Annotated in this window: 18 protein-coding genes; 1 reads left to right on the top strand and 17 read right to left on the bottom strand. The window is 49.7% G+C overall.

Going from position 1 to position 21,136, the window contains the following annotated elements:
• Nucleotides 1-10: 10 nt before the first annotated feature.
• Entirely contained in the window at nucleotides 11-754 is a 744-nt protein-coding gene (locus IE055_RS09030) for a hypothetical protein (RefSeq protein WP_189399965.1), read from the bottom strand.
• A gap of 109 nt (nucleotides 755-863) precedes the next feature.
• Between IE055_RS09030 and IE055_RS09025 the strand changes: the two genes are divergently transcribed.
• Complete coding sequence (locus IE055_RS09025) at nucleotides 864-1,766, top strand: glycosyltransferase family 2 protein (RefSeq protein WP_189399964.1); 903 nt, start codon at nucleotides 864-866, stop codon at nucleotides 1,764-1,766.
• On the opposite strand, the gene IE055_RS09020 is transcribed toward IE055_RS09025, so the two are convergent.
• From IE055_RS09020 to crcB, 16 genes are all read right to left on the bottom strand, one after another.
• Nucleotides 1,757-2,725, bottom strand: coding sequence for a glycosyltransferase family 2 protein (locus IE055_RS09020; protein WP_189399963.1), 969 nt, complete (start codon nucleotides 2,723-2,725; stop codon nucleotides 1,757-1,759). The two genes, IE055_RS09025 and IE055_RS09020, sit on opposite strands and share 10 nt — an antisense overlap.
• Entirely contained in the window at nucleotides 2,718-3,851 is a 1,134-nt protein-coding gene (locus tag IE055_RS09015) for a glycosyltransferase (protein WP_189399962.1), read from the bottom strand. Before IE055_RS09015 ends, IE055_RS09020 begins: the two co-directional genes overlap by 8 nt.
• Nucleotides 3,852-3,856: 5 nt before the next feature.
• Nucleotides 3,857-4,783, bottom strand: coding sequence for a glycosyltransferase family 2 protein (locus IE055_RS09010; protein ID WP_189399960.1), 927 nt, complete (start codon nucleotides 4,781-4,783; stop codon nucleotides 3,857-3,859).
• Nucleotides 4,780-5,730 (bottom strand): glycosyltransferase family A protein, encoded by a 951-nt coding sequence (locus tag IE055_RS09005; RefSeq protein ID WP_189399958.1) that lies wholly within the window; start codon nucleotides 5,728-5,730, stop codon nucleotides 4,780-4,782. The genes IE055_RS09010 and IE055_RS09005 overlap by 4 nt, the downstream gene beginning before the upstream one ends.
• Before the next feature lie 454 nt (nucleotides 5,731-6,184).
• Entirely contained in the window at nucleotides 6,185-7,330 is a 1,146-nt protein-coding gene (locus tag IE055_RS09000; protein WP_189399956.1) for a glycosyltransferase family 4 protein, read from the bottom strand.
• A gap of 348 nt (nucleotides 7,331-7,678) precedes the next feature.
• Entirely contained in the window at nucleotides 7,679-8,344 is a 666-nt protein-coding gene (locus IE055_RS08995) for an acetyltransferase (RefSeq protein WP_189399954.1), read from the bottom strand.
• 3 nt (nucleotides 8,345-8,347) lie between these two features.
• On the bottom strand, nucleotides 8,348-9,475 hold the full coding sequence (locus IE055_RS08990; protein WP_189399952.1) for a DegT/DnrJ/EryC1/StrS family aminotransferase: 1,128 nt from the start codon (nucleotides 9,473-9,475) through the stop codon (nucleotides 8,348-8,350).
• A gap of 59 nt (nucleotides 9,476-9,534) precedes the next feature.
• Nucleotides 9,535-10,470, bottom strand: a complete 936-nt coding sequence (locus IE055_RS08985; RefSeq protein WP_189399950.1) for a UDP-glucuronic acid decarboxylase family protein — start codon at nucleotides 10,468-10,470, stop codon at nucleotides 9,535-9,537.
• 24 nt (nucleotides 10,471-10,494) lie between these two features.
• Nucleotides 10,495-11,946: an O-antigen ligase family protein gene (locus IE055_RS08980; RefSeq protein WP_189399948.1), complete on the bottom strand. Its 1,452-nt coding sequence runs from the start codon at nucleotides 11,944-11,946 to the stop codon at nucleotides 10,495-10,497.
• Nucleotides 11,943-12,551, bottom strand: coding sequence for a hypothetical protein (locus IE055_RS08975; protein WP_189399946.1), 609 nt, complete (start codon nucleotides 12,549-12,551; stop codon nucleotides 11,943-11,945). The genes IE055_RS08980 and IE055_RS08975 overlap by 4 nt, the downstream gene beginning before the upstream one ends.
• Nucleotides 12,552-12,578: 27 nt before the next feature.
• Nucleotides 12,579-14,639 carry a GumC family protein gene (locus tag IE055_RS08970; protein WP_189399944.1) on the bottom strand — a complete coding sequence of 687 codons (2,061 nt, stop codon included), beginning with the start codon at nucleotides 14,637-14,639 and terminating at the stop codon, nucleotides 12,579-12,581.
• 3 nt (nucleotides 14,640-14,642) lie between these two features.
• Complete coding sequence (locus tag IE055_RS08965) at nucleotides 14,643-15,908, bottom strand: polysaccharide biosynthesis/export family protein (RefSeq protein ID WP_189399942.1); 1,266 nt, start codon at nucleotides 15,906-15,908, stop codon at nucleotides 14,643-14,645.
• Nucleotides 15,909-16,182: 274 nt separating this feature from the next.
• Nucleotides 16,183-17,556, bottom strand: a complete 1,374-nt coding sequence (locus IE055_RS08960; protein ID WP_189399940.1) for an outer membrane beta-barrel protein — start codon at nucleotides 17,554-17,556, stop codon at nucleotides 16,183-16,185.
• A 64-nt stretch (nucleotides 17,557-17,620) separates the two neighbouring features.
• Nucleotides 17,621-19,147, bottom strand: coding sequence for a hypothetical protein (locus IE055_RS08955; RefSeq protein ID WP_189399938.1), 1,527 nt, complete (start codon nucleotides 19,145-19,147; stop codon nucleotides 17,621-17,623).
• A 312-nt stretch (nucleotides 19,148-19,459) separates the two neighbouring features.
• Complete coding sequence (gene serS, locus IE055_RS08950; protein ID WP_189399936.1) at nucleotides 19,460-20,746, bottom strand: serine--tRNA ligase; 1,287 nt, start codon at nucleotides 20,744-20,746, stop codon at nucleotides 19,460-19,462.
• 15 nt (nucleotides 20,747-20,761) lie between these two features.
• Nucleotides 20,762-21,136 (bottom strand): fluoride efflux transporter CrcB, encoded by a 375-nt coding sequence (crcB, locus tag IE055_RS08945; protein WP_189399934.1) that lies wholly within the window; start codon nucleotides 21,134-21,136, stop codon nucleotides 20,762-20,764.

Genomic DNA, 21,136 nt, shown 5'->3' with positions numbered 1-21,136 from the left:
CTCGACTTGCTCATGCTCGGGTAAAATAATGCACTGACTCTACCCGCTTCTCGAGCTGAAAACCTTGTTGTTGGATTCGCTCAACAATCTGTTTCTCGGTTTCACGTCCATAAATAAACGAGTGTAATTCGATAATAATACGATCAATCGACACCGGAAGATTCATCGGTTCACTGAGGATAATGTCCTCGCTTCCCTCGATATCGACGATTAACACAGTTGGCCGGAAACCATCAACGTCTTTCGCATCACTGACAAAAAACGTATTTAATCCACCCGCCATGGGCTTGGATTTGTCGTAATTCACCATCCCGCCCAACGAGCCATCGGCATCGTCAAACGAGAAACTGAGGTCGATGCGATCATTCACCGGAAACGCTGCCGCGTGCACCTGCGTTAATTGCGAGTAACGTGACAGCCAAGTACGCGAATATTCAATCAGTGTCGCCGAGGCCTCAACACTAATAACTTTGCCATTCTGGACGCGTTCACAAATCAATGCTGTCAACACACCGATCGAACTACCGTATTCAATGACGTGATCATCAGAGCGCAGGTGCGCCAAAAGAGTACGTTCCGCGCGCTCATAAGAATCAGGGTCTTTGCTTAGTAGACGCTTTATGCCGAACGAGTATGGAGTGCCCCGTAACGCAACTTCTACTGGACCAATCTGCACATGACGCGGCCAGACCCATTCGGGAACCAGTAATTTAAGTGCGGCCCTGCGCAGCCTCAGGAAAGATTTACGTAACATAGGTGTCACCAAGCCGTGAGGCATCAGATACAATTAACCAAATTTAGAATTATACCGACCGAACCGACCCTTGCCTAACTCTGCGAATCACATTGATGTCTCCGTCGTCATGTCAGTCTACAATGAACAAGACACTTTGCGAGCAACGGTCGACAGCGTATTGAACCAGGAAGGCGTTCGCTTTGAATTCATTATCATTGATGATGGCTCAACGGATGCATCTGTCAACATATTAAAAGAAATAGCTCGGCTTGACCCACGAATACGTATCCTACGCCAAGACAATCAGGGTATCACCAAAGCCTTAATCAAAGGATGCAGACATGCGGAGGGCGAATTCATCGCGCGCCAAGATGCCGGTGACATTTCCTTGCCTGGTAGACTCAAAACGCAACTTTCGATTTTACGAAGTCAGCGCGGCGCCGTCTTGTGCTCGACCGGAACACAATACTTCTCGGAACTAGGTGAACGTTTAATGGAAGCAACCATCAGTTCGCATCAAGCCAACGCCGGCTTGCGGCCAAATACCTTGGATGATTTGATTGGGCCAACTCACCACGGGTGCGTCATGTTTCGAAAACAGGCGTATTTCGAGTGCGGGCAATACCGCGCTGAATTTAAGGTAGCACAAGACTTGGACTTATGGACACGAATGATCGAACTTGGTTTACACGTGGCGCTCCCGGATATGTTTTATCAAGCAGTGCTGCGGCCTAACGCAATCAGTTCGACCCACCGAGACCGCCAGGAGCGCGCGCGTCGGTTAATATTCCAATGTATTAAACAGCGTGCCGACCTAGGCACCGATGCGTCGGCGCTGCAGGTTGTGGCAAACGAACTTACTAAGCCGTTCACCGCCACTGGGCAGTCAGCTACAGAGTACGATTACTTTATTGGTTCGTTACTTCTTCAGACCGGCTCGAAAAACTGTCGTGCTTATTTCAAGCGAGCGCTGGTGAACAGGCCATTCGATCTTAAAGTGTGGTTTAAGCTCATCAAAGCTTACTTTTGAGGCGGTCGATTTTCCCGAGCATGCAGGTACTGCTCAATCAGCGCCTGCGGTTTCTTGCACGCCTTACGCGCCATCAAAAACGCACGAATTTCACCCAGCCATTTCACCGGTATATACCAAGGATGCCGCAAATGATATTTGGTCCGTACCTCACGGAAGAAACGCTTCAATAAATACCGTGTACTCTCCCATGCGGAGCCCAGCCGTAATGCAAAATAATAGTCTCCGAAACCAAAGTGAGCAGCAGCCGAATTGAGGTGACTCCCTTTGGCACGGGTACCGCCCGACGCCACGGCCAAATGCCGAATTGATGCGCTAGGTTGATACCAAATTTTGTGTCCGCGTTGAATCAGGCGCTTGGCGAATTCAGATTCAAATCGAGCAGCAACTGGCGGAATAAATTGCTCATCAAAACCACCCACCGCTAGTGCATGGTGTCGTTTTAAGCTCATATTTCCCGCCATTGCGTTTTCAATAAAGCACCCTTGCGTTGAGTTAAAAGGAAAGTCCATAAACGCCCGCAACACACCCTCACGCGGACGATAATCAATGTCAGAGGGCGACTGACCAGGCTGCAATACCTGACCAATGACGGCCGACACATCCGGGTGTAATTTGTGCGCTTCGATATGCTCTTTGATCAACTCAGGGTGCGGCACGATGTCGTCGTCGAGGTACAGCACAAAGTCACCGCGCGCTTCCAATAAACCGCGATTCATAGCACCTGTTAAGTTCGGCTGATCCAAGCGAATCCAGCGGATTATTTTTTGACTTACCCAGTCGGACAGCGCTTGTTCGGCGACGACGGTGTGCGAGACTGTCTGATCCACGATCACTATTTCTTGCACCAGCTCCGCAAAACACACCTGCTCGAGCAAATACCGTATGGTGTCGACCAGCACGGCGCTGCGATTGTAGGTAACGATCACAATCGACAAGTTTCGGTGTACCTCATACATGACTGAGCACTCGCTGAAACATCTGAATTGTCTGCTCATAGCACCATGAATCTAGGCCAGAGAAACAGCGCTCACGCAACTCAGTGGCGTCCACAGCCTTTGCGGATGACTGCCATCGCTGCAATGCCTGGAACAAACTTTCCACATCACACTGCGCGAAAATTTCACCTGTCATTGTTGGTGTTATTTGCTCCTGAGCAGCACCAACCCCTGTTGACGCAATTACGGGCACGCCACTTGCCAAGGCTTCCGACACGGACACTCCCCAAGGCTCACCCGGCGCAGGGTGCACAAACACATCGGCCAACCCGTACCAGAATGGCAAGCCCGAATAACTCACGTAGCCCGGCGTGGTTACGGTCTTGTGCAGTCGTTGCACTTCGGTTTTCACCTTGTCGCGCAATGGTCCATCACCAACCAAAACTAAACGTGCACGTGCATGTAATTGTTGATACCGCTCAAAAGCATGGATTAAGGTTATTGGATCTTCCCGTGCGGACCATTTCATAATACCCAGCACCACGTAGCTATCGGTCGGCCAACCCAATTGCGATAAATGCGCTTCACGCTCGGCTCGAATCTGCCCCGCATGGTGGCGGAACCAATCGCGATCAATATTGTACGGAAAAAGGTGCACCGGTCGAGGTTGTGATGACACGTGTGCGAGGTAATCAGCTGCTTGATGACCAACCGGGTGCCAGGCATCATATTTTGCCAACAAACGGCTCAGGTATTGCCGTTTCACCACCCCTCGGAGACCACTCAAACGGCTGTGCTGAATGGTATTATCTGACCGCAAACCGACCGACACATTCTGCGCTTTAAGTTGTCGCATAATATCTCGGTGAAGCTTTGGCCAGTAACCGCTAATCACAACATGCTGCGGGTTATCTTGCATGATTGCGCGCACAACCTCGCGTGCGTCTCGACGCTCGGATTCGGTCAGAAACCGATGCGGGTATGCGTGCTCCTTGATGTGATCCCACCGAGGCGATTGGCCGATTTCGACATCCGTCGATGCGGCGTGCGTGTACACAATGTTGATCGGCAACGCGCCTTCACGCGCAATCTTATTGTACAGCGGAACATCGAACTGCGTTGGCACATCTTGAACAATAACTAGCATGTCAACTACCTTTTCACCACAAGTAAAAGCGCCGTTTTGTAGTACTGCCTGAAGAATTTGAATTTCATCTTTAAATCATGAACATTGGCAAAAGCACGCCAAAAAATTCGACGCGCGACATTGAATCGCTGTTTAACGAGTTCTTCCGCCACATAGGTCTGTAAAGCATAGAACAGAGTCGCTTCAAAGTGTTGCCGGTAATGCGGAGCAAAATGTCGAGCCATTTTTCGAAATAAGTCAATACTACGTTCAGCTTTACGCGCACCGGAAATACTGGACCAGTTGCCGCCAGGGTGCAGCCGATAATGACTGACTATTTCATCCAAATAACCGGCACTCCCCTGCTCTGTGGCCAACAAATAAAGCGGTCGATCAACACAGTACACCGAGTCAAACCACACTGGAAAATGCACCGAATCTTTTCTCACCATCACGGTCGAAAAATGAAAGTGGTACCCACGAATCAATTCCTCGAAGCTATATTCGGCTTGCTTGACACGGGGCCCCAACACGCTACAGACTTGCCACTCGCGCGCTTCGTTCAGCTCGATCACCTGCGCGTTAGCCCCGCACATTGTCCAGTGTGAGTTACGTGCCATGAGCCCTACCTGCTTGTGTAACTTCAGCGGGTCAACCCAATAGTCATCGCCCTCACAGAATGCCAACAGCGGACCGCGAGAAGCCTCCCAGAGGAGCTGAAAACTGGCATGCATACCTTTGTTCTCTGACGAGTTAATAAACGTGATTCTGTCTGGGTTTTGGTCTGCGTACTGCTGACAAATGAGGGCGCTTGAGTCTGATGAACAATCATTGATAACGACAAGTTCAAACTCAAAGTCGCATTGTTGCGCAAGTACACTGTCGATAGCTTGCGCAACGAAGGCAGCATGTTCATGCACGAGCATCAGCACGCTGACTTGCAGTCGACTCATGCAAACTTCTCCGCCATCTGGCCCAACCTGCCAATCCACTTCCAACCGACCACGGGTAAGACCGCCTTTGTAATCCGTTGATACCCACTCGGACTCACTGCTGCGTCCATGGACAGTTCAAACAGTTGCATCGCAAGATCTACCCTCCCCATGGCGCCCAAATGACGAGCACGCATAAAGGCCCATTTTGAAAAATGCAGCATTTCGGGTTCAGACTTTGACACCCCCGCTTGAACTGCACTCGCGTAGAGACGAGGCAAAAACCACGCTTCATCCACCAAATATGTCTCGAGTTTGCCACGAGAGACGCGCCCAGGGTTGTTGTGCTCAAGGTGGCACGACACAGGTTTATCCACATATGCCAGTTGTGGATTGTACGCAGCCATTCTGGCTTCAAGGTCCCAATCCTCAGGGCGTTTAGCACACCATTCGCCGGCCAAATCGGAAATCCGTTTGGAGTAGATGGGTGTTGATGTATGCCACCAACGATCAACCAACAAAGCTGGAAACAAGTGTGTGCGTCGCACACCGGTGTCTTTACTCGGTTCCTTTAGTATTCGTCCATGTTCGTCGACGAGTTGCGTTACCCCGTAGATTATATCGGCCTGCGGATTTTTATTTAATGCGTCAATTTGATCCTTGAATTTATTCGGTAACAGCCAATCATCACTGTCAAGATACTGAATAAAATCACCCTTAGCCCGCAGCCGACCCGCCTCGCGAGCCAATCCCGGCCCGGCATTCGCTTTATGAATAACTCTGACGACATTTGGGTGAGAACTCGCTAACGCATCGGCAACACGCGCAGTTTGGTCGGTGGAGCCATCGTTAACAATGATGACTTCAATGTTACGATAGGTTTGCGACAACACGCTATGCACGCTGCGCTGCAACATCGATTCGCGATTAAACACTGGAATTATTGTGCTAATTAATGGTGTTTGCATGGAATTTGCGCACTTCTCTCAGTGTTAGTTTACTGCGGCTAAAATCATCACGACCGTCGCTTGTGATGCTCAAAGGGGTCGTCGTTTGATGGGCATGACCCCAGCCACGCGTGATAATACCTTACGGAAAAAGACAGCCCAGACTGTATAGTGACGTCGCAGCAAGGTACACAGTCAGATTTTCTCAGAATTAGTGACTAATGTGAGAACTTTTTTGGCTCTCAACACATGATCAGAGTTAGCCACATTGCAGTCAGTTTAAATTAACGTTCGCACTTAGACAAAATGGATACAAACGACATCGCGCCAACGGAACCTATTAAAGGGGCTACCTCAACTGCACAACAACAGCGGCTTGCCGATGAAACCGTGTTTCAACAACGTTGGGGCCCAAGCTGGCGGCATTTTGATCTCAGCAATTCAAACAACCTGGCCGCAATGATTGCTCCAAAGTTCAACGTAATAGTTCTCGGTATAGATTTATGCATTGCTGACCCACAGCGGCTTCTCGAAACCGTGCCACCGCTTGCGGCCCTTCATGTTGAATATGTTCTCGGAAGGGTTTATCAAACAACGCCCTCTCAATCGCGCACGAAATGGCCTGCGTATCAAATGGATCCAGGTTCGAAAACAAGCCCAAATTTAGCTCTTTTAGAGCTCCTCGATCTGAAATCACCACTGGTGTCCCACATGCTGCAGCCTCGGCAACGGGCATCCCAAAACCCTCATAAAGTGACGGAAAGCTTAGGCAATCGACTGCAGAATAGATCGCTGGCAAATCATCGCCGGCTATATGAGAAGTGACCGTATAACTCGACAAACCAAGCTCTTCGACCATCTGTGCAAACTCCGGCGTCACCCAACCGCTCTTGAAGATGCCAATCTTTTGCTTGGTGCGTTTTATCAACTGTGCAATCGCCAATAACGAATTCCGATGATTCTTATAGTACTCACTGCCGCTAATCATGATCCACTTGCGATCCATTTGCAGGCCATACTTAGCCATCACTCGTTCGATTTCATCTGGCGCCTGAGGCACGTAGTGGGCAGCTATCACAGGCGGCACCACGCTGATCTTTTGCTTGTCGATTCCCAAGTATTGAACTAAGTCAGCGGCACTTTGCTCACTGATGGTAATTAGATGATCGAAGCGATCCAAAAATGACAATGAATGGAGGTTTAGCACTGGTTTTCGTGCTGCGGCACGCGAGTCACTCGGCGTACCGTCCGGTGCCAACACCGTTTCGATGATGCCCTTCCAGCTCAGCAACGGGATTAGGTCATGCGCCGAACAAACTTTGACGGTAGCGGACAGCTGAGGATACAGGTGAGCATAACCATGATCGGTCACATGCTGAATTAACGCGCCATCAGCTGCGTTTTTCCTTACTTGCCACGGATAAGAAACGTAGCGCAGGAAGCGCATCACAAAGCGATTTTGTGCCTTCCTTTCGAGCCAACTAACAGGTCGAAAATGACTTACTTCGGCGCCCGCCAACGCCAGCGCAGCACTGAGAGAATCTGCATACACTTCCATACTCATTCGCGCATCACTATTGAAACAACGAAGCAGTTGTACGCTTGTTCGACCCTGTTTCATGTAATTCTGCGTGTTGAAATAGTTGTTAGGTTACGTGTATCGCCTTGCTCCCCGCATCGCGGGGTATATCAGACCCAAACACAGCTGAGTAAGCGCGTATAAAACTGTGAGCAATCCGGACACGAAACGCGCCGTGGTTAACACACCACACCGTCTAAAATAGCAAAACTCACGCTGAGAAAAATGACGGACGGATGCGCCCCAATTATCCTTCACTTTTCAAGGTCGTCAGAATACCAGTCGAAGTTGATCAGTAACAGCTGTTTGTGTTTGGCAACGCAACTCGGGATGATGTTTGCAAACTGCTATCTCCCCTTATTTTTCTCAATATTATTACCATCCTAAGGGTTAAAGGTACGGCTCATCGGCTGCGCGTTGTCGCACGATACGTGCGGGATGGCCGTAGGCTACGCTTAAATCCTGCTCGATGTTGCTTAGCACCAAGGAGCCAGCGCCAATGACAATATCGTTTGCCAGCGTAACTGCGTGAATAACCTTGGCTCCCAAACCAACTGCCGTCCGCGCACCGACCGATACAGCACCACCCACTACAGCGCCCGGTGCCAAGCTAGCAAATTCACCGATCACACAATCGTGATCCACACTGGCGCTACTATTCACAATCACGCCCGCCCCCAATCGACTGCCAGCATTTACGATTGCGCCTGCCATAATAATGCAACCCGCACCAATTGACGCTCGTTGACTAACAGACGATTGTTTATGGACTAAGGTTGCAAATCGAACGTGGTTATTGTTGGAGGTAATTTCGTGTTGAATTCGTTGCCGTTGAAAATTATCACCTACGGCGACAAATACGTCACAGCGCCGCCGACCAATCAATTCGTCCAACCCAGTGTTCGCAGCATAGACCGGGTAGCCAAACACGTCACTTTCTTCACTGGCGGTAGGGTCGTACAAGCAATCGACTTCGTAGTTAACGTCACTTTCAACCACATCAATGGCTGAACGAGCATGTCCCCCCGCACCAACAATAAGCAGTTTGGCGACCATCAGTTACGCCCGAAGGTATTCGCGAATCGTTTCACAAATCTGCGAAACTTCGTCAGTGGTTATCTGTGTTCCAGTCGGCATCGCCAACATCACTTCGCTAAACGCCTCGGTCGCGGGCAAGTTTTCACCCGCTTGCGGGTACAAACTACGATACGGCTCCATTCGGTGACAACCGGGGTAAAAATATCGACGCGCAACCACCCCGTGCTCGCTCAGGAAGCGTTTAAGTTCATCGCGCGTACGCCCAGCACGTTTCGCGTCGATCTCGATAATGACGTATTGATAATTATTCAATTCATTCTCATCGAAATCTATCAAACGGACACCAGAGACATCGCGCAACCCTGCTTGGTAGGCCTGATAGTTCTCCTTATTGACGTTAATGAACGCATCGACTTGCTCGAAGTTCGTTAACCCCATGGCGGCATTAATCTCAGCCATCTTACCGTTAGTGCCGATATATGACACAGCGTCCTCGCCCTCAAAACCAAAGTTGCGCATTAATCTGAGCCGCGCCGCTAATTCTGAATCATTGGTCGTAACAGCCCCGCCCTCAAACGTGTTAAATACCTTGGTGGCATGAAAACTAAATACTTCGCAGTCACCAAACCCGCCCAGTTTTCTACCTTGGTAGCTTGAACCGAAAGCATGCGCAGCATCAAAAACCAAGCGTAGATCGTGTTTTTCAGCCAGACTGGAAAGCGATTTGATATCACACGGACGACCGTAGAGATGAACCCCTAAAATGCCAGTGGTTGTCTCGTCGATCATACGCTCGGCAGCAGCAGGGCAAATATTTAGACTATGTGGATCAATATCCACAAAAACAGGCCGAATCTGCTGCCATTGCAATGCATGCGCGGTCGCGATAAACGTCATCGCCGGTACCAGCACGTTACCCGTCATCCCGGTGGCTCGTATGGCCAGCTCCAACGCCACGGTGCCATTACACATCGCGATACAGTGTTCCACATCCAGGTAGTCGGCAAGCTTGGCTTCCAACTCCCGGACGTAACCGCCATCATTCGTCAGCCAATAACTATCGAAAATAGAATCCACCCGTTGATACAACGCATCTCGATTGCCAATATTGGGCCGCCCTACGAAAAATTGTTTTGCTGGCTTTAACATATCAAGTCATTGGCCGCTGTCGGGCACCTGGGGTTTGCACATCATGTTTACTCATCGCCTTAAATGACGGATCTGAAATAGGCGATTGTTTTTTCAAGCCCTTGATCGAGTGCGATGGTTGGGTTCCATCCGAGCTCCTGCTCGGCCAGAGATATATCTGGCTGACGCTGTTGCGGGTCGTCCCCAGGTAATGGCTTATACACAAGTTCACTTTTAGAACCGGTCAACTCGATCACCCGCTGAGCCAGTTCTAAGATCGTGAATTCATTTGGGTTACCGATGTTGATCGGTCCAGTGATGTTGGCGCCGGTTTCCATGAGCAAAATCATGCCAGTGATCAAATCATCAACGTAGCAGAACGAGCGTGTTTGCTGACCTTCACCATATATGGTTATCGGATCGCCCTTCAGAGCCTGGACAATAAAATTCGATACCACACGTCCGTCGTTTGGGTGCATTCTTGGACCATAGGTATTAAAGATCCGCATCACCTTGATGCCGACACTATGTTGACGATGATAATCAAAGAACAACGTTTCAGCGCAGCGTTTACCTTCGTCATAACAAGACCGAATCCCAATTGGATTGACATTCCCCCAATACGATTCGCTTTGAGGATGCACGCTGGGATCGCCATACACCTCGCTCGTGGACGCCTGCAAAATTTTTGCATTGACGCGCTTCGCGAGCCCGAGCATGTTGATCGCACCATGCACACTGGTTTTTGTGGTCTGAACTGGGTCGTGTTGATAATGGATCGGTGACGCAGGGCAAGCGAGATTGTAAATCTCATCAACCTCGACGTACAGAGGAAACGTCACATCATGCCTCATCAGCTCAAACTGCGGGATCTCCAGCAGGTGGCGGATGTTAGCCTTGGCTCCGGTAAAATAATTGTCTACGCAGAGAACTTCATGACCTTGCTCGAGCAAACGCTCGCAGAGGTGGGACCCCAAGAATCCTGCTCCACCCGTCACTAGAATTTTTTTTGTCATAGAGCCCCTTGATTATTATTTTGACTACTGACTACGCACATGAACATCATTTAATTTGATGTGTCGGATGCTCGGAACCGAAACCACTATCGCTATTATTACAAAGAAGTAGATACGTATGCTAAGAATTTGCAAGTTGAAGTCTACCAAAGACTGCATCAACGCAGCGCCGAGAGTCGCAAGTGACGCAATAATAGCTGCGGCCACAAGCGTACTCTGAGTTCGCTTTAGACTCGCGATTCCTTTGTAAAAGGTGACCGCGATAACACCTAACCAAAGTGCCAACCCGACTATCCCTTGCTCAAACCAAATGTGCAGATAATCGTTGTGTGCCTGATTGTAGATCAATTGCCGAAGACCATCATTGTCACGCACCATTTGAAACAAAGTCGCATAGCTATTGCCCCCATAGCCTAGCAGCACGTTGTGTTTGATCAGCAACCAAGTTGCCTGCCATTGTTCTCCACGTTCGCCGAGCAACCCTTCCTGCCCCGAGAACCGCTGCAGAACCCCCTCTCCAAAATAAACCACCAAGAGAGACACAAAGAGTGTCATGCCAGCAAGCAATGACAGCGTCCATCGCGCTTGCGAATTTCGTTTCATTGTAGTCAGTGCGAACACCAAGAATAAGATGAGCACACTGACAATACCCGCACGCGAAGACGTCAACGTGACCGCAATCACAATTAAAACCATCACCATCACGCTGGGAATACTGACTAGCATTCGCTTAGTAAAAATTCGGGCTATGAGAGTCCCACCTGTGTCGCTTCTGAGGCAGCGGTGAAGAAACACACTCATCCATCCGACGCTGGTAAGAATCAAAAAGCTTGCTAAGTGATTTCGGTTAATAAACCAGCCTCGGGCCACAGTAAAGTGACCATCCAACTGAGCTGTATCAACCAAGGAGGTATCCGCGTATTTTGCGGTGATGGCAGACACAGCATGAACACCCGCCACAATCGTTACGATCAACAATACCTGTCTTAATCGTTGCCGTGTGCACAACATCGAGAGCATCAGCAACAGAGCCAAAAGACAAATTAGTTCGCTAAACAAAAGGTGACGCGTTTCTATTGGTGTGACGCTCCAGCTTAAATTCGGATTAAACCAAGGCGGTGCCGCATGCTTGTCTAACGCATTTGAGAGTAGCAGTTCATGGCCATAGTGTTGCGCAGGCACCAAGATTTGTAACACCAACCAGAGCAAACCCACGGCGAAGAGTCCAACGACGGGCGCACTGGAGCGAATACCTCGGTAATTACATCGAGCGCCCAGGGCGGTTCCAAAAAGGTGTAACGTGAGGGCAAAACAGAAACCGGCCGTAATGAGAAGCCAGTGTTTGCTCGGATAAATATCATCAATAAAACTGGAAACTGCGAGCAATAAAAGAAAGCTCCACCAGGCAAATTGATCAAGCAATTTTCCAACCACCGACGCAAATATTCGAAATTCAGAGGCGTCCGTTGCCATCATTGATTCAACTCCTCATAACGCAGCCCCTCCGCCACCAGTACCTGTGCTAACCGAGCCTCAGTGACGCCCAAAAAGCGCGCCAGGACCCGCTTGTTACTCGTCGCGGGCAAGTTACGAATAAGCTGCCCACATAACCTTGGGGCGACGACGTTAAACATCTCATACTCATCAACACAGTGATGAGTTATGTCAAAGCGCGTGCTTTCATTCCAATTGTTAAACTTCCAGTCTTGCGCAAGTGTCCACGCGCGATCTTCAACACCGCCTGCAGCTTCGGCTTGCACCTCCACCAATGCGCGCCAATTCTGTGCATCAAACGGCGTCTGATTAATTTGCAACTGCAGTAGCGATTCAACCCGGCCAATCAACACCGAACGCTCCTGCCCCCATACGTTGACTTCCAACTGATCGATCGATTGAGTCAGCGTATTTTGCGCAGCGAATTGAGCCTGAGAAACGGAAAACAGATTCAAACCCTCAGGGGGCGATTCGCCCAGGTGGTAAGCGCTCTCGATAGCCTGCTTGCCCAGCCATGCAAAACACAAGCCCAGCAGGACGGCGATGCCAATTTTGTATGAAAACCTATTCGTTGAGACACGAGTCATGCTCCAAGCCCCCTCCTTCGGTCTCTATTATGCTTTATCTTTGTCCTCAACGTAAGCGTATGCGCCGTAACCGTAGTAACCACCGTATTGATACGGATTCCCCTTCTTAATATTCGCTTGCGTGAGTATCAAACCCTCAATCGCTACTTTGCTTGCGTTCAATCGCTTGATTGCGTCTCGCGCCATGTGGTGCGTCGTACGATCAGACTGTACCACCATCAGCACGGCATCGCACAGCCGCCCCAACACCACCGCATCACTGGCAGGTAAGACAGGCGCAGTATCAACGACGATGTAAGAATATCTGGAACGCAACTCTTCTAAAATACTCTTGAAACGGTCACTCGCAAGCAATTCGAGCGGGTTGGGCGGGGTCGTCCCAGAATTAAGCACAAATAAATTCTTCTCATCAGCATCCTGTCGAACACAATCTTGAAGCGGCACAACGCCGGCAACGTAGTCCACCAAACCAAACCGTGTATCCGAATCAATAATATGCTTTATGCGTGGTCGTCGGAGATCCGCATCAATCAGCAATGTGTTACCCAATTGAGCGTAAGAAAGCGCCAAGTTTGATGCGACGGTGGTCTTGCCTTCGCTTTGGACCGATGATGTCACCAACATGACCTTGGGCGGATTATCGACATTGGAGTACATCACTCCAGTTCGAATGTGGTTAAACGATTCGGCAAATACGGATCGCTTATTACTTAGATAATGACGTTCTACATTATCTACCTGCTTTGTCATATCTTGAATCACGCCAAGAAGCGGTAGCCCTAACTTTTCTTCGACATGACGTCCGCTTCGAAAAGACGTATCAAGTTGCTCTCTGACGTAGGCGAGCATTAAACCTAAACAGAGTCCACCGAAGACCCACATCATGACAATTTTTTGTTTCTGCGGGTAAATCGGGTTTCTCGGCGGTAGTGCACGATCGACAATACGGGCAGACGCAAGACGTGAACCAGAGGATGACAGATCTGCTTCTTTAAACTTTGCTAGAAATGCTTCGTACAATTCTTGATTGACTTGAACATCCCGTTCAAGTCGCTCGCGCTCCACCTGCTTTTCACGCGATGACGCAATTGACCGAGACTTTGATTCCAGCCGTTGTCTCGCAGCAGCCACTTCAGCCCGTGCCTCCGATATCTTAGGATGCCGGGTTCCGTAGCGCTTCGCGAGCTCATCCAATTTCGACTGTGCCGTAATGTAATCCGAATTTAAGGCTTGTAGTTCAACGGTGGTGATTTGATTGGATCGATCTGTATCCAATAAATTCTCGCTGACCAAAAAGTTTTGTAAATCGGACTGCGCTTTATCCAGCGTCGTTTTTAGGTCATCAATTCGCTGCGACAACCAGAGCGACGTCTGTTGAGATCGATTAGCTTGCGAATCTAACCCCAGATCGATATAAGCACTGACCAACTCATTAGCGATTTCAGCCGCGAACTCAGGGTTAATTGAGTTAAAGGTAACTTGCACAAGATTGGTCTTCTCACCGCCGCTCACATTCACGCCGGATTGAATAACACTGGTCAACCATGTTTTCTTTTGACGCGCCTGCGTTGCACTGAGATCGAGCTTCTTGGGCGACACTTCAACGTCGTCCACAAACTCAATTCCGGTAAGCTTCGAGGCTTCAATCGCTAAGGAACGCATTGTGCTCGGTGGAACCAACAAATGATGCACATCTTCACGCTCGACCAGGTTCAGCCGGTCAACTACTCGTTCCGCAACAGATCGGCTTTTTAAGAGTTCATATTGTGTCTCGTAAAACCGATAGGCGTACGGATCAAACACATTAATGTTGGTCTGGTGCGACATGCTTGGTTCCACCGCCATCGTCAGGCGCGCTTGATAAACCGGGGTTTCTGAAACCGCCTTTAATATCCCGCCAATCAACCCGAGCAACATCAAGGCGAGTATTCCCCACTTACCATCCTTAATGATCTGCCAGAAATTTGCCAGCGTGGCTGACAATGTGTCTTGCGATGCCGCTATTTGATTTTGCCCATTGCCGAGGAAATCCTGAACCAGATTTTCTGCGCTTTTAGAATGAGTGGAAATGTGTGGTGTTGAATTCATCACTTAAAACCAGCTGGCACCAACGTTGATGACGTCGCCAGGTTCGATCGGTGTATATAACTCAACCCGCTTCATCTTGATCGGCTCTTGGTCTTCACTCATCCCGGCATACCGGGTGACACTAATTTTGCGTTTGGAAGCACGAAGCGTGTACCCACTCGCCAGCACAATGGCTTTCTCGACAGTCAAACCTCGACGATACACGTATTCACCCGGCGCCTGGACTTCGCCGTGAACGTAGATATATAGCCGATCATCCTCACCCAGCTCTTCCGTCACACTGATCACGTCGCCGGATGCGATCCGGTAGGTACTGTCTACGCTCAACCCTTCAGCCAACGTTTCTCCATCACGCAAAATGCTGACGCCGTCGTCTTTAGCCGACGCTTTGCTACCACCTGCGAGCGCGATCGCCTTGGCGACGGTCAGGCCTTCAGTGTAAGGAAATGCTCCTGTATTGTTTACGCCGCCACGTATAAAAATGGGCCGATAACTAAATATCGTCACTGAGACTCGCGGGTTTCGAACGTAGCCTTGTGACAACAGCGCCACCATTTGCTGTTCCACTTCGTCGGTTGTTTTACCGACAACGCTCACCGGACCTACAAGCGGGAATGAAACCTGACCACTTTGCGGTACGCGCACATTCTCAGTGCTCAAATCGTCTTCGCCAAAAACCCGCAGTGAAATGGAATCACCCGGCGCGATGCGGTGCAATTCGGAGGCCGGCGACGGTTTCGTACTGGAGGCCGTCGACGGTTTCGTACTATTAGGTGCACCTGCCACAGACACTGTAGCCACCCCAGAATTACGCAATGCAACCGCAAATTGAGGGGGCAATTTGATTTGCACAAAATCGCCATAGCGACCTACCACATCGCTGACATAACCTCGCTCAACCTGAGTCATAACTCGGGACTCTTGACTTGGTCGTAGCCGAACATTCAGCACATCAGCCGTGACCGTGACCTTATCGTCGGCAAGTTCAACATACGCTTTGCTCACCCAACCGGGGACAACCGGCTGGCTAAATCGCACGGTTGACCAGCGCGTGCCGCGCGCCACCACAGTGTAGTCAGCCACCGTCTCGAGATCAGTGATTTTCTGGTATGGCTTTTGAAGATAAATTTGCAGCTTTGATGTTGAGGGGCCATCCGTATTCTGAGCTGAGACGTGAGCCGAAACCAGTGAGGCAACGCAAAGCGCAGCAACAATACACACACTTCGCAGGTTGTTAAGCGAATTCGGAGTGCGCAGTATTGTTTGCATTCGCCACCTCAAAGTAAACATTTCTTTCATCAACTCTTGCACTAATTTCAAATACCAACCCTCAAGCTGGCGTCGACATTTGGACTAATATATGTAACAAATTTGCGTCTAACTCGGACACTTACTAACGCACAGCACACGCCCGAAAAGACTCGCTGTGGCATTTCAATGAGCATGATACCTGTCTCGACGTGCAGCCTTTGTACAAGTTAGCGCTTAGTAAGATATCGACGCAGTCAGAGACGCCACATCGAGCAACGAAACGCCGGGGGTTTTATTGACTACGGCCGGTTCGTTTCGGGTAGTCAAACGACGCTGGCTCGACCTCATCACGTCGAGAGCCGCTGAACAAAGAACGTAAATCGGAACGAAAACGCAACCCGATGTAAGCGTCTTCATATGCGATGTCTGCAAAATTGGATTCACGCTCGATCTCCCCATAATAGATACCGGCTGTCATCCAGCTACGCCAGACGTAATCAACACCAACACCCCAATCAACAAACGAGTCTTCTCGACCAATATTGTAGTGATCATCAGACCATTTATAGTAGGCATCCAGTACCACGCGTTGACTCAATGCATGATTCCAGCCAATGCCATAAAAGTCAGTTTCGTAGTAGCTTGAAAAGCCATCAGCTGGCTCCTCTACGTGTCGCGAGGCAGCAAACTGTAAATTAGAGAACGCACTGAAGGAGTAATTCAAGTTCGCGTAATACACACTGCTGTCGTAGTCCGGCTGATCCGGACTGACAAAATCTTTCTCGCTGCGACCGACACCAACAACACCACTCAATGCGTTGGATGGTTTCCAACGTAGGCCTATCAGGTAGTCAGTCTGCGTGTTATCAAGTTGGTTCGCAGCACTAAAATAGTTCGTTTCAGTTTCTTCAATTCTACCAAAAACCGACGTTCGCGCCCCAAACTGCCACTCAAGATCTAAATGGAGTGCGTCACTCTCGCGATCCCGCTCACTCGCATCGAATTGAAATAGCTCATCGTCACTGCTAAACGTTGTTTCGACGTATTCATAACCCAGGACACCTTTTAAAATACCGATTTTACGTCCGAAAATCAGGTCAGCGCCGTACGCTTTGTACTCCAGCTGTTCAGGACCTCGATCAAACGCATTGCCAGTATACCCGACGAAGTCACGTCCACCAGAGATCCCGCGTTCTTCAAAAGAGTCCCCAAAACCGCCAAACAGATCCAAGTCCCACCGCCTGCTCAAATCCAGTCCGAGGTTGGCTAGCACTGAGTTCGACTCAGCATCTTCCTGCTCAACATCCTGATGAAATGTATAAACACCGCTGTATGCGGCATAAAATTTATGTCGACCGATGTTGGTACGATACCCTAAGCTGGGTATGGCGGTTATTTTGAGATCGTCCTCAGCTAAATCAGGACGACGTCGGACATTATCATGCTTTGCAGCAGTGAGCGAAATCGCAGGATAAAAGTCATTCAGCAGGTCCAGAGGCTGACTCAAGCCGCTGTCACGCACGATGGACGCATTTTGATAGGAGCGGTAGGTATTCGCAGCGGGCGTCAACCCCTTGTCGGAAACTTGCGCATACACACTTCCGGCCCCGCCGGTGACGATCAATCCAATGACCATTGCTGCATGCTTATTTCGAATATTTTTCATAATAAAATCAACGACTGTCCGCCCAAGTCAGCAGATAGAATTAAATCGGTTCACAGAATCAATCTTACTCAGTACACGGAGGAGACGCACACGGCGGGGATACCCCACCGCCGCCGCCATATGAACCACCGGTCGGCTGTCGAATGCCCAGCACGGACTCGACCAATGCCTGTGGTCGCTTGACGTAAGGTTTCACACGAGCGTTGTCTACGTAATAGAAAGCCAATGGCACTTCCTCCACACCAAGTGCTTTTAATGCGGCAATCAGGTCTGGGCGGTTAAGAATTATCCCCTTACCAACGATTGCTTTCACCGATATGCCACCACTGTCACTCTGATCGCGCTCGTCATCGTCATCTCCACTGCCGGCCGAAACGTAAGGATAATCAGCCTCAGTTCGCGGATCATCCCACTGTGCGTATTGGTGATATTCACTGTAGGTCAGCGCAGAATTTTCGTTATCGTCACCCGTGTCACCGCCAATAATTACGGCCAAAAATGAAGTATCTGGAACAGAGTATTCTTTTGCTTCGGTTAACAGGCGCTGCCATGCTTCCGGCTCAAAGTCCTCTTCTTCCGGAATGTCGAACACCTCGACAAATTCGTCAATCTTTGCGTAGAGATGATATTCGCCTTTTTCCCACTCAGGGGTTGGAGTCAGCATTAAGCCGCGCTCGGTGTAAGCTCGCTGGATTCCTTTAATTGTTTTCGGGTAATCCGGCAATTTATCAGCAGGAAACTCACGCACTCGATTAAACACGAACACAACCGGTAACAACGCATCCGGGTCCGCGCGCAACGCCGATTTTACTCGCGCTTCGTCGTCAATGAGGATCGACTGTGTGCCCTCATAAAGTGATACGAAAATCGGCCGTTTTGCGACATCTATTGAAGATTTGGAATGGTACCAACGGACGCCTTCGCTGTCGTCAACCAGCTCATTGAGTTCCGCAGCGGAAGCAAGAAAATGGTACTGACCGTCAACCCAATCTGGTGCAGGCATAAGCACATCACGACCGTCGAAGAATCGTTTGGCCACTTCTTTGGCGGAATATGGATCACTTGGGCCCGCTCGATCAAGATCTTCCAGATCATAACTGGAATAAACATAGTCAGGGGAGTCCGGTAATAGTGGCAGAATGTCGATCGCCGACGCGGTCATGTCACGACTCTTTTCCGGCTGATAACGAACCGACGCTTGCAAAACAGACTCGATATCCAAGCCCATAGACACGGCCGTGAGAAACACCAAAACAGACGGTGTATCCTTACTCAGCAGTCGTAATACTTCCAGGCGAGTTGGCGTGCTGGCTTCGTTATACATTAACTCGCCAAACTCCGTATCTTCGTAGTCTTCCTTCGGCACGGATGTACGCCAATCCTTGACGTAGGCGTCGCTCTTATTGTCAAACTCACTCTCACCCGCCGGAGGCACACGATACGTTTGCGAATGCGATGACACTGAATACATCAGAACACAAGCACCCACAAGCAGCACCGAGGACGCGCGCGCACGCTGACCACACACAGCACCAACGTGTTGCGCAATCTCCAACCAACCACGAACTATTTTCGAACTCAAAGCCAACATAGTAGACCTATTTAATCTTATTACCGCGCATCTCGTTATTACGACTTATTACAGTGCTTAGCTTGACCCTAGATCACCGCAACGGATAAACAAAATACGCCATAGCTTGCCGCCACATGACCGCAAACTAAACCACCCGACACTTTTAATGAGCCCCGGACAATCTGCCTATATAGACATATACACACCCAGAAGCTCTCCAACCTATCGGCATGATAGCAAAGTAACAAAAAAAATAATAGATTCCAGTCAGTTAGCTTGCTTATTTAAAGCAAAAATATACTGGACATGCGTTCAAAAACCCTTCAGACACTATGCGTGTGACTGGAGAATAACCTCAATGCCACCCATATATGGACGCAGACAATCAGGTATTACGACACTCCCGTCGGCCTGCTGGTAATTTTCCATAATCGCGAGCAAAGTACGCCCCACCGCGAGACCTGAACCATTTAAAGTATGAACCAGCTCAGTCTTCTTTTGCTCTACACGATAACGAGCACCCAAACGCCGCGCTTGAAAACTTTCAAAATTACTGCACGATGAAATCTCACGATACGCATCTTGGCCCGGCAACCACACTTCCAGGTCGTAGGTTTTCGCGGCCGAGAAACCGAGATCACCGCCACACAATACGACCTTGCGGTATGGCAGCTCCAAGCCTTGTAGCACCGCTTCTGCGTGGCCTGTTAACTGTTCGAGCGCGTCGTATGAATCCTCTGGCTTAACGATTTGCACCAACTCGACTTTTTCAAATTGATGTTGTCGAATCATTCCACGCGTGTCGCGACCATAGCTCCCGGCCTCTCGTCGAAAACACGGTGTGTGCGCAACCAACTTCATCGGCAGTTGATCCACTGCTAATATTTCATTACGCACAATATTGGTCACTGGGACTTCCGCCGTTGGAATCAAGTAGTAGCCGTCTTCAGCCTGGGTAGCAAACAGATCATGATCGCCAAATTTAGAGAATTGACCCGTACCAATCAAACTCTCCTGATTCACCAGATACGGCACATAGACTTCTTCATACCCATGATTCTGTGTATGCACATCCAACATATACTGGATTAAGGCACGATTTAACTTAGCCAACTGTCCACGCATCACCACAAATCGCGGTCCGGCGATCTTAGTTGCCATCTCGAAATCGAGTGCCGCCGTCGCCTCACCCAAATCAACGTGATCACGCACCGTAAAATCGAACTGAGGCGGTGTACCCCATTTAGACACTTCGACATTCTCGCCCTCCGAACTGCCCTCTGGCACGGACGCGTGCGGCATATTCGGCATAACATCGGTCATCGCAAACAGCTGTTCTTTAACCGCATCCAGTTCACTCTGAGCGGCTTTCATTCGCTCAGCGAAGCCGTTCACCTCAGCCATGATGGCGGACGCATCACCGCCTTGCGCTTTCACCTTACCAATTTCTTTGGATTTTGCGTTGCGCTGCGCCTGCAAAGACTCGGCTTCGACTTGCAGCGACTTACGCTTCGACTCCAGCACCTGATAGGCATCAACATCGAAAGAGTGGCCCTTTAACTTTAAGGCCTTGGCGACAGACTGGATATCAGTCCGCAATAGCTGTGGATCAATCATAATAATTTCGCAAAGTTAAGAATGGCGTGCCAGAAAAATACCGACCCAGCACAGAGAAACACACAATAACACCTGGGACAAAACATAAAACAAAGCACGCAATTCAGCACCCTGCTCCATCATCACAACAGTTTCTAGCGAGAATGCCGAAAAGGTCGTAAACCCACCCAAAAAACCGGTCATCACCAGCCATTGGATGTGCGGCGATGCAGACCACTTGTGCACCAGCAGCCAAGACAAATACCCCATCAGAAAACTGCCCACCGCGTTTACCGCCAACGTACTCAATGGCAGAGCGGCCCAACCAGAATGCAGCAGTACCCGCCCAACCAAAAAGCGCAATAATGCACCAAGCCCGCCCGCAACAATAATCCCGATATAAAGCAACAT

The organism is Arenicella chitinivorans (assembly GCF_014651515.1).
GTDB lineage: Bacteria > Pseudomonadota > Gammaproteobacteria > Arenicellales > Arenicellaceae > Arenicella > Arenicella chitinivorans.
The sequence above is the reverse complement of the archived record's forward strand: the minus strand, read 5'-3'. Positions and strand labels throughout refer to the sequence as shown.

Coding starts and splice junctions, on each gene's coding strand:
- IE055_RS09030 (WP_189399965.1), bottom strand. CDS start 754: ATGTTACGTAAATCTTTCCTGAGGCTGCGCAGGGCCGCACTTAAATTA.
- IE055_RS09025 (WP_189399964.1), top strand. CDS start 864: ATGTCAGTCTACAATGAACAAGACACTTTGCGAGCAACGGTCGACAGC.
- IE055_RS09020 (WP_189399963.1), bottom strand. CDS start 2,725: ATGTATGAGGTACACCGAAACTTGTCGATTGTGATCGTTACCTACAAT.
- IE055_RS09015 (WP_189399962.1), bottom strand. CDS start 3,851: ATGCTAGTTATTGTTCAAGATGTGCCAACGCAGTTCGATGTTCCGCTG.
- IE055_RS09010 (WP_189399960.1), bottom strand. CDS start 4,783: ATGAGTCGACTGCAAGTCAGCGTGCTGATGCTCGTGCATGAACATGCT.
- IE055_RS09005 (WP_189399958.1), bottom strand. CDS start 5,730: ATGCAAACACCATTAATTAGCACAATAATTCCAGTGTTTAATCGCGAA.
- IE055_RS09000 (WP_189399956.1), bottom strand. CDS start 7,330: ATGAAACAGGGTCGAACAAGCGTACAACTGCTTCGTTGTTTCAATAGT.
- IE055_RS08995 (WP_189399954.1), bottom strand. CDS start 8,344: ATGGTCGCCAAACTGCTTATTGTTGGTGCGGGGGGACATGCTCGTTCA.
- IE055_RS08990 (WP_189399952.1), bottom strand. CDS start 9,475: ATGTTAAAGCCAGCAAAACAATTTTTCGTAGGGCGGCCCAATATTGGC.
- IE055_RS08985 (WP_189399950.1), bottom strand. CDS start 10,470: ATGACAAAAAAAATTCTAGTGACGGGTGGAGCAGGATTCTTGGGGTCC.
- IE055_RS08980 (WP_189399948.1), bottom strand. CDS start 11,946: ATGATGGCAACGGACGCCTCTGAATTTCGAATATTTGCGTCGGTGGTT.
- IE055_RS08975 (WP_189399946.1), bottom strand. CDS start 12,551: ATGACTCGTGTCTCAACGAATAGGTTTTCATACAAAATTGGCATCGCC.
- IE055_RS08970 (WP_189399944.1), bottom strand. CDS start 14,639: ATGAATTCAACACCACACATTTCCACTCATTCTAAAAGCGCAGAAAAT.
- IE055_RS08965 (WP_189399942.1), bottom strand. CDS start 15,908: ATGCAAACAATACTGCGCACTCCGAATTCGCTTAACAACCTGCGAAGT.
- IE055_RS08960 (WP_189399940.1), bottom strand. CDS start 17,556: ATGAAAAATATTCGAAATAAGCATGCAGCAATGGTCATTGGATTGATC.
- IE055_RS08955 (WP_189399938.1), bottom strand. CDS start 19,147: ATGTTGGCTTTGAGTTCGAAAATAGTTCGTGGTTGGTTGGAGATTGCG.
- serS (WP_189399936.1), bottom strand. CDS start 20,746: ATGATTGATCCACAGCTATTGCGGACTGATATCCAGTCTGTCGCCAAG.
- crcB (WP_189399934.1), bottom strand. CDS start 21,136: ATGTTGCTTTATATCGGGATTATTGTTGCGGGCGGGCTTGGTGCATTA.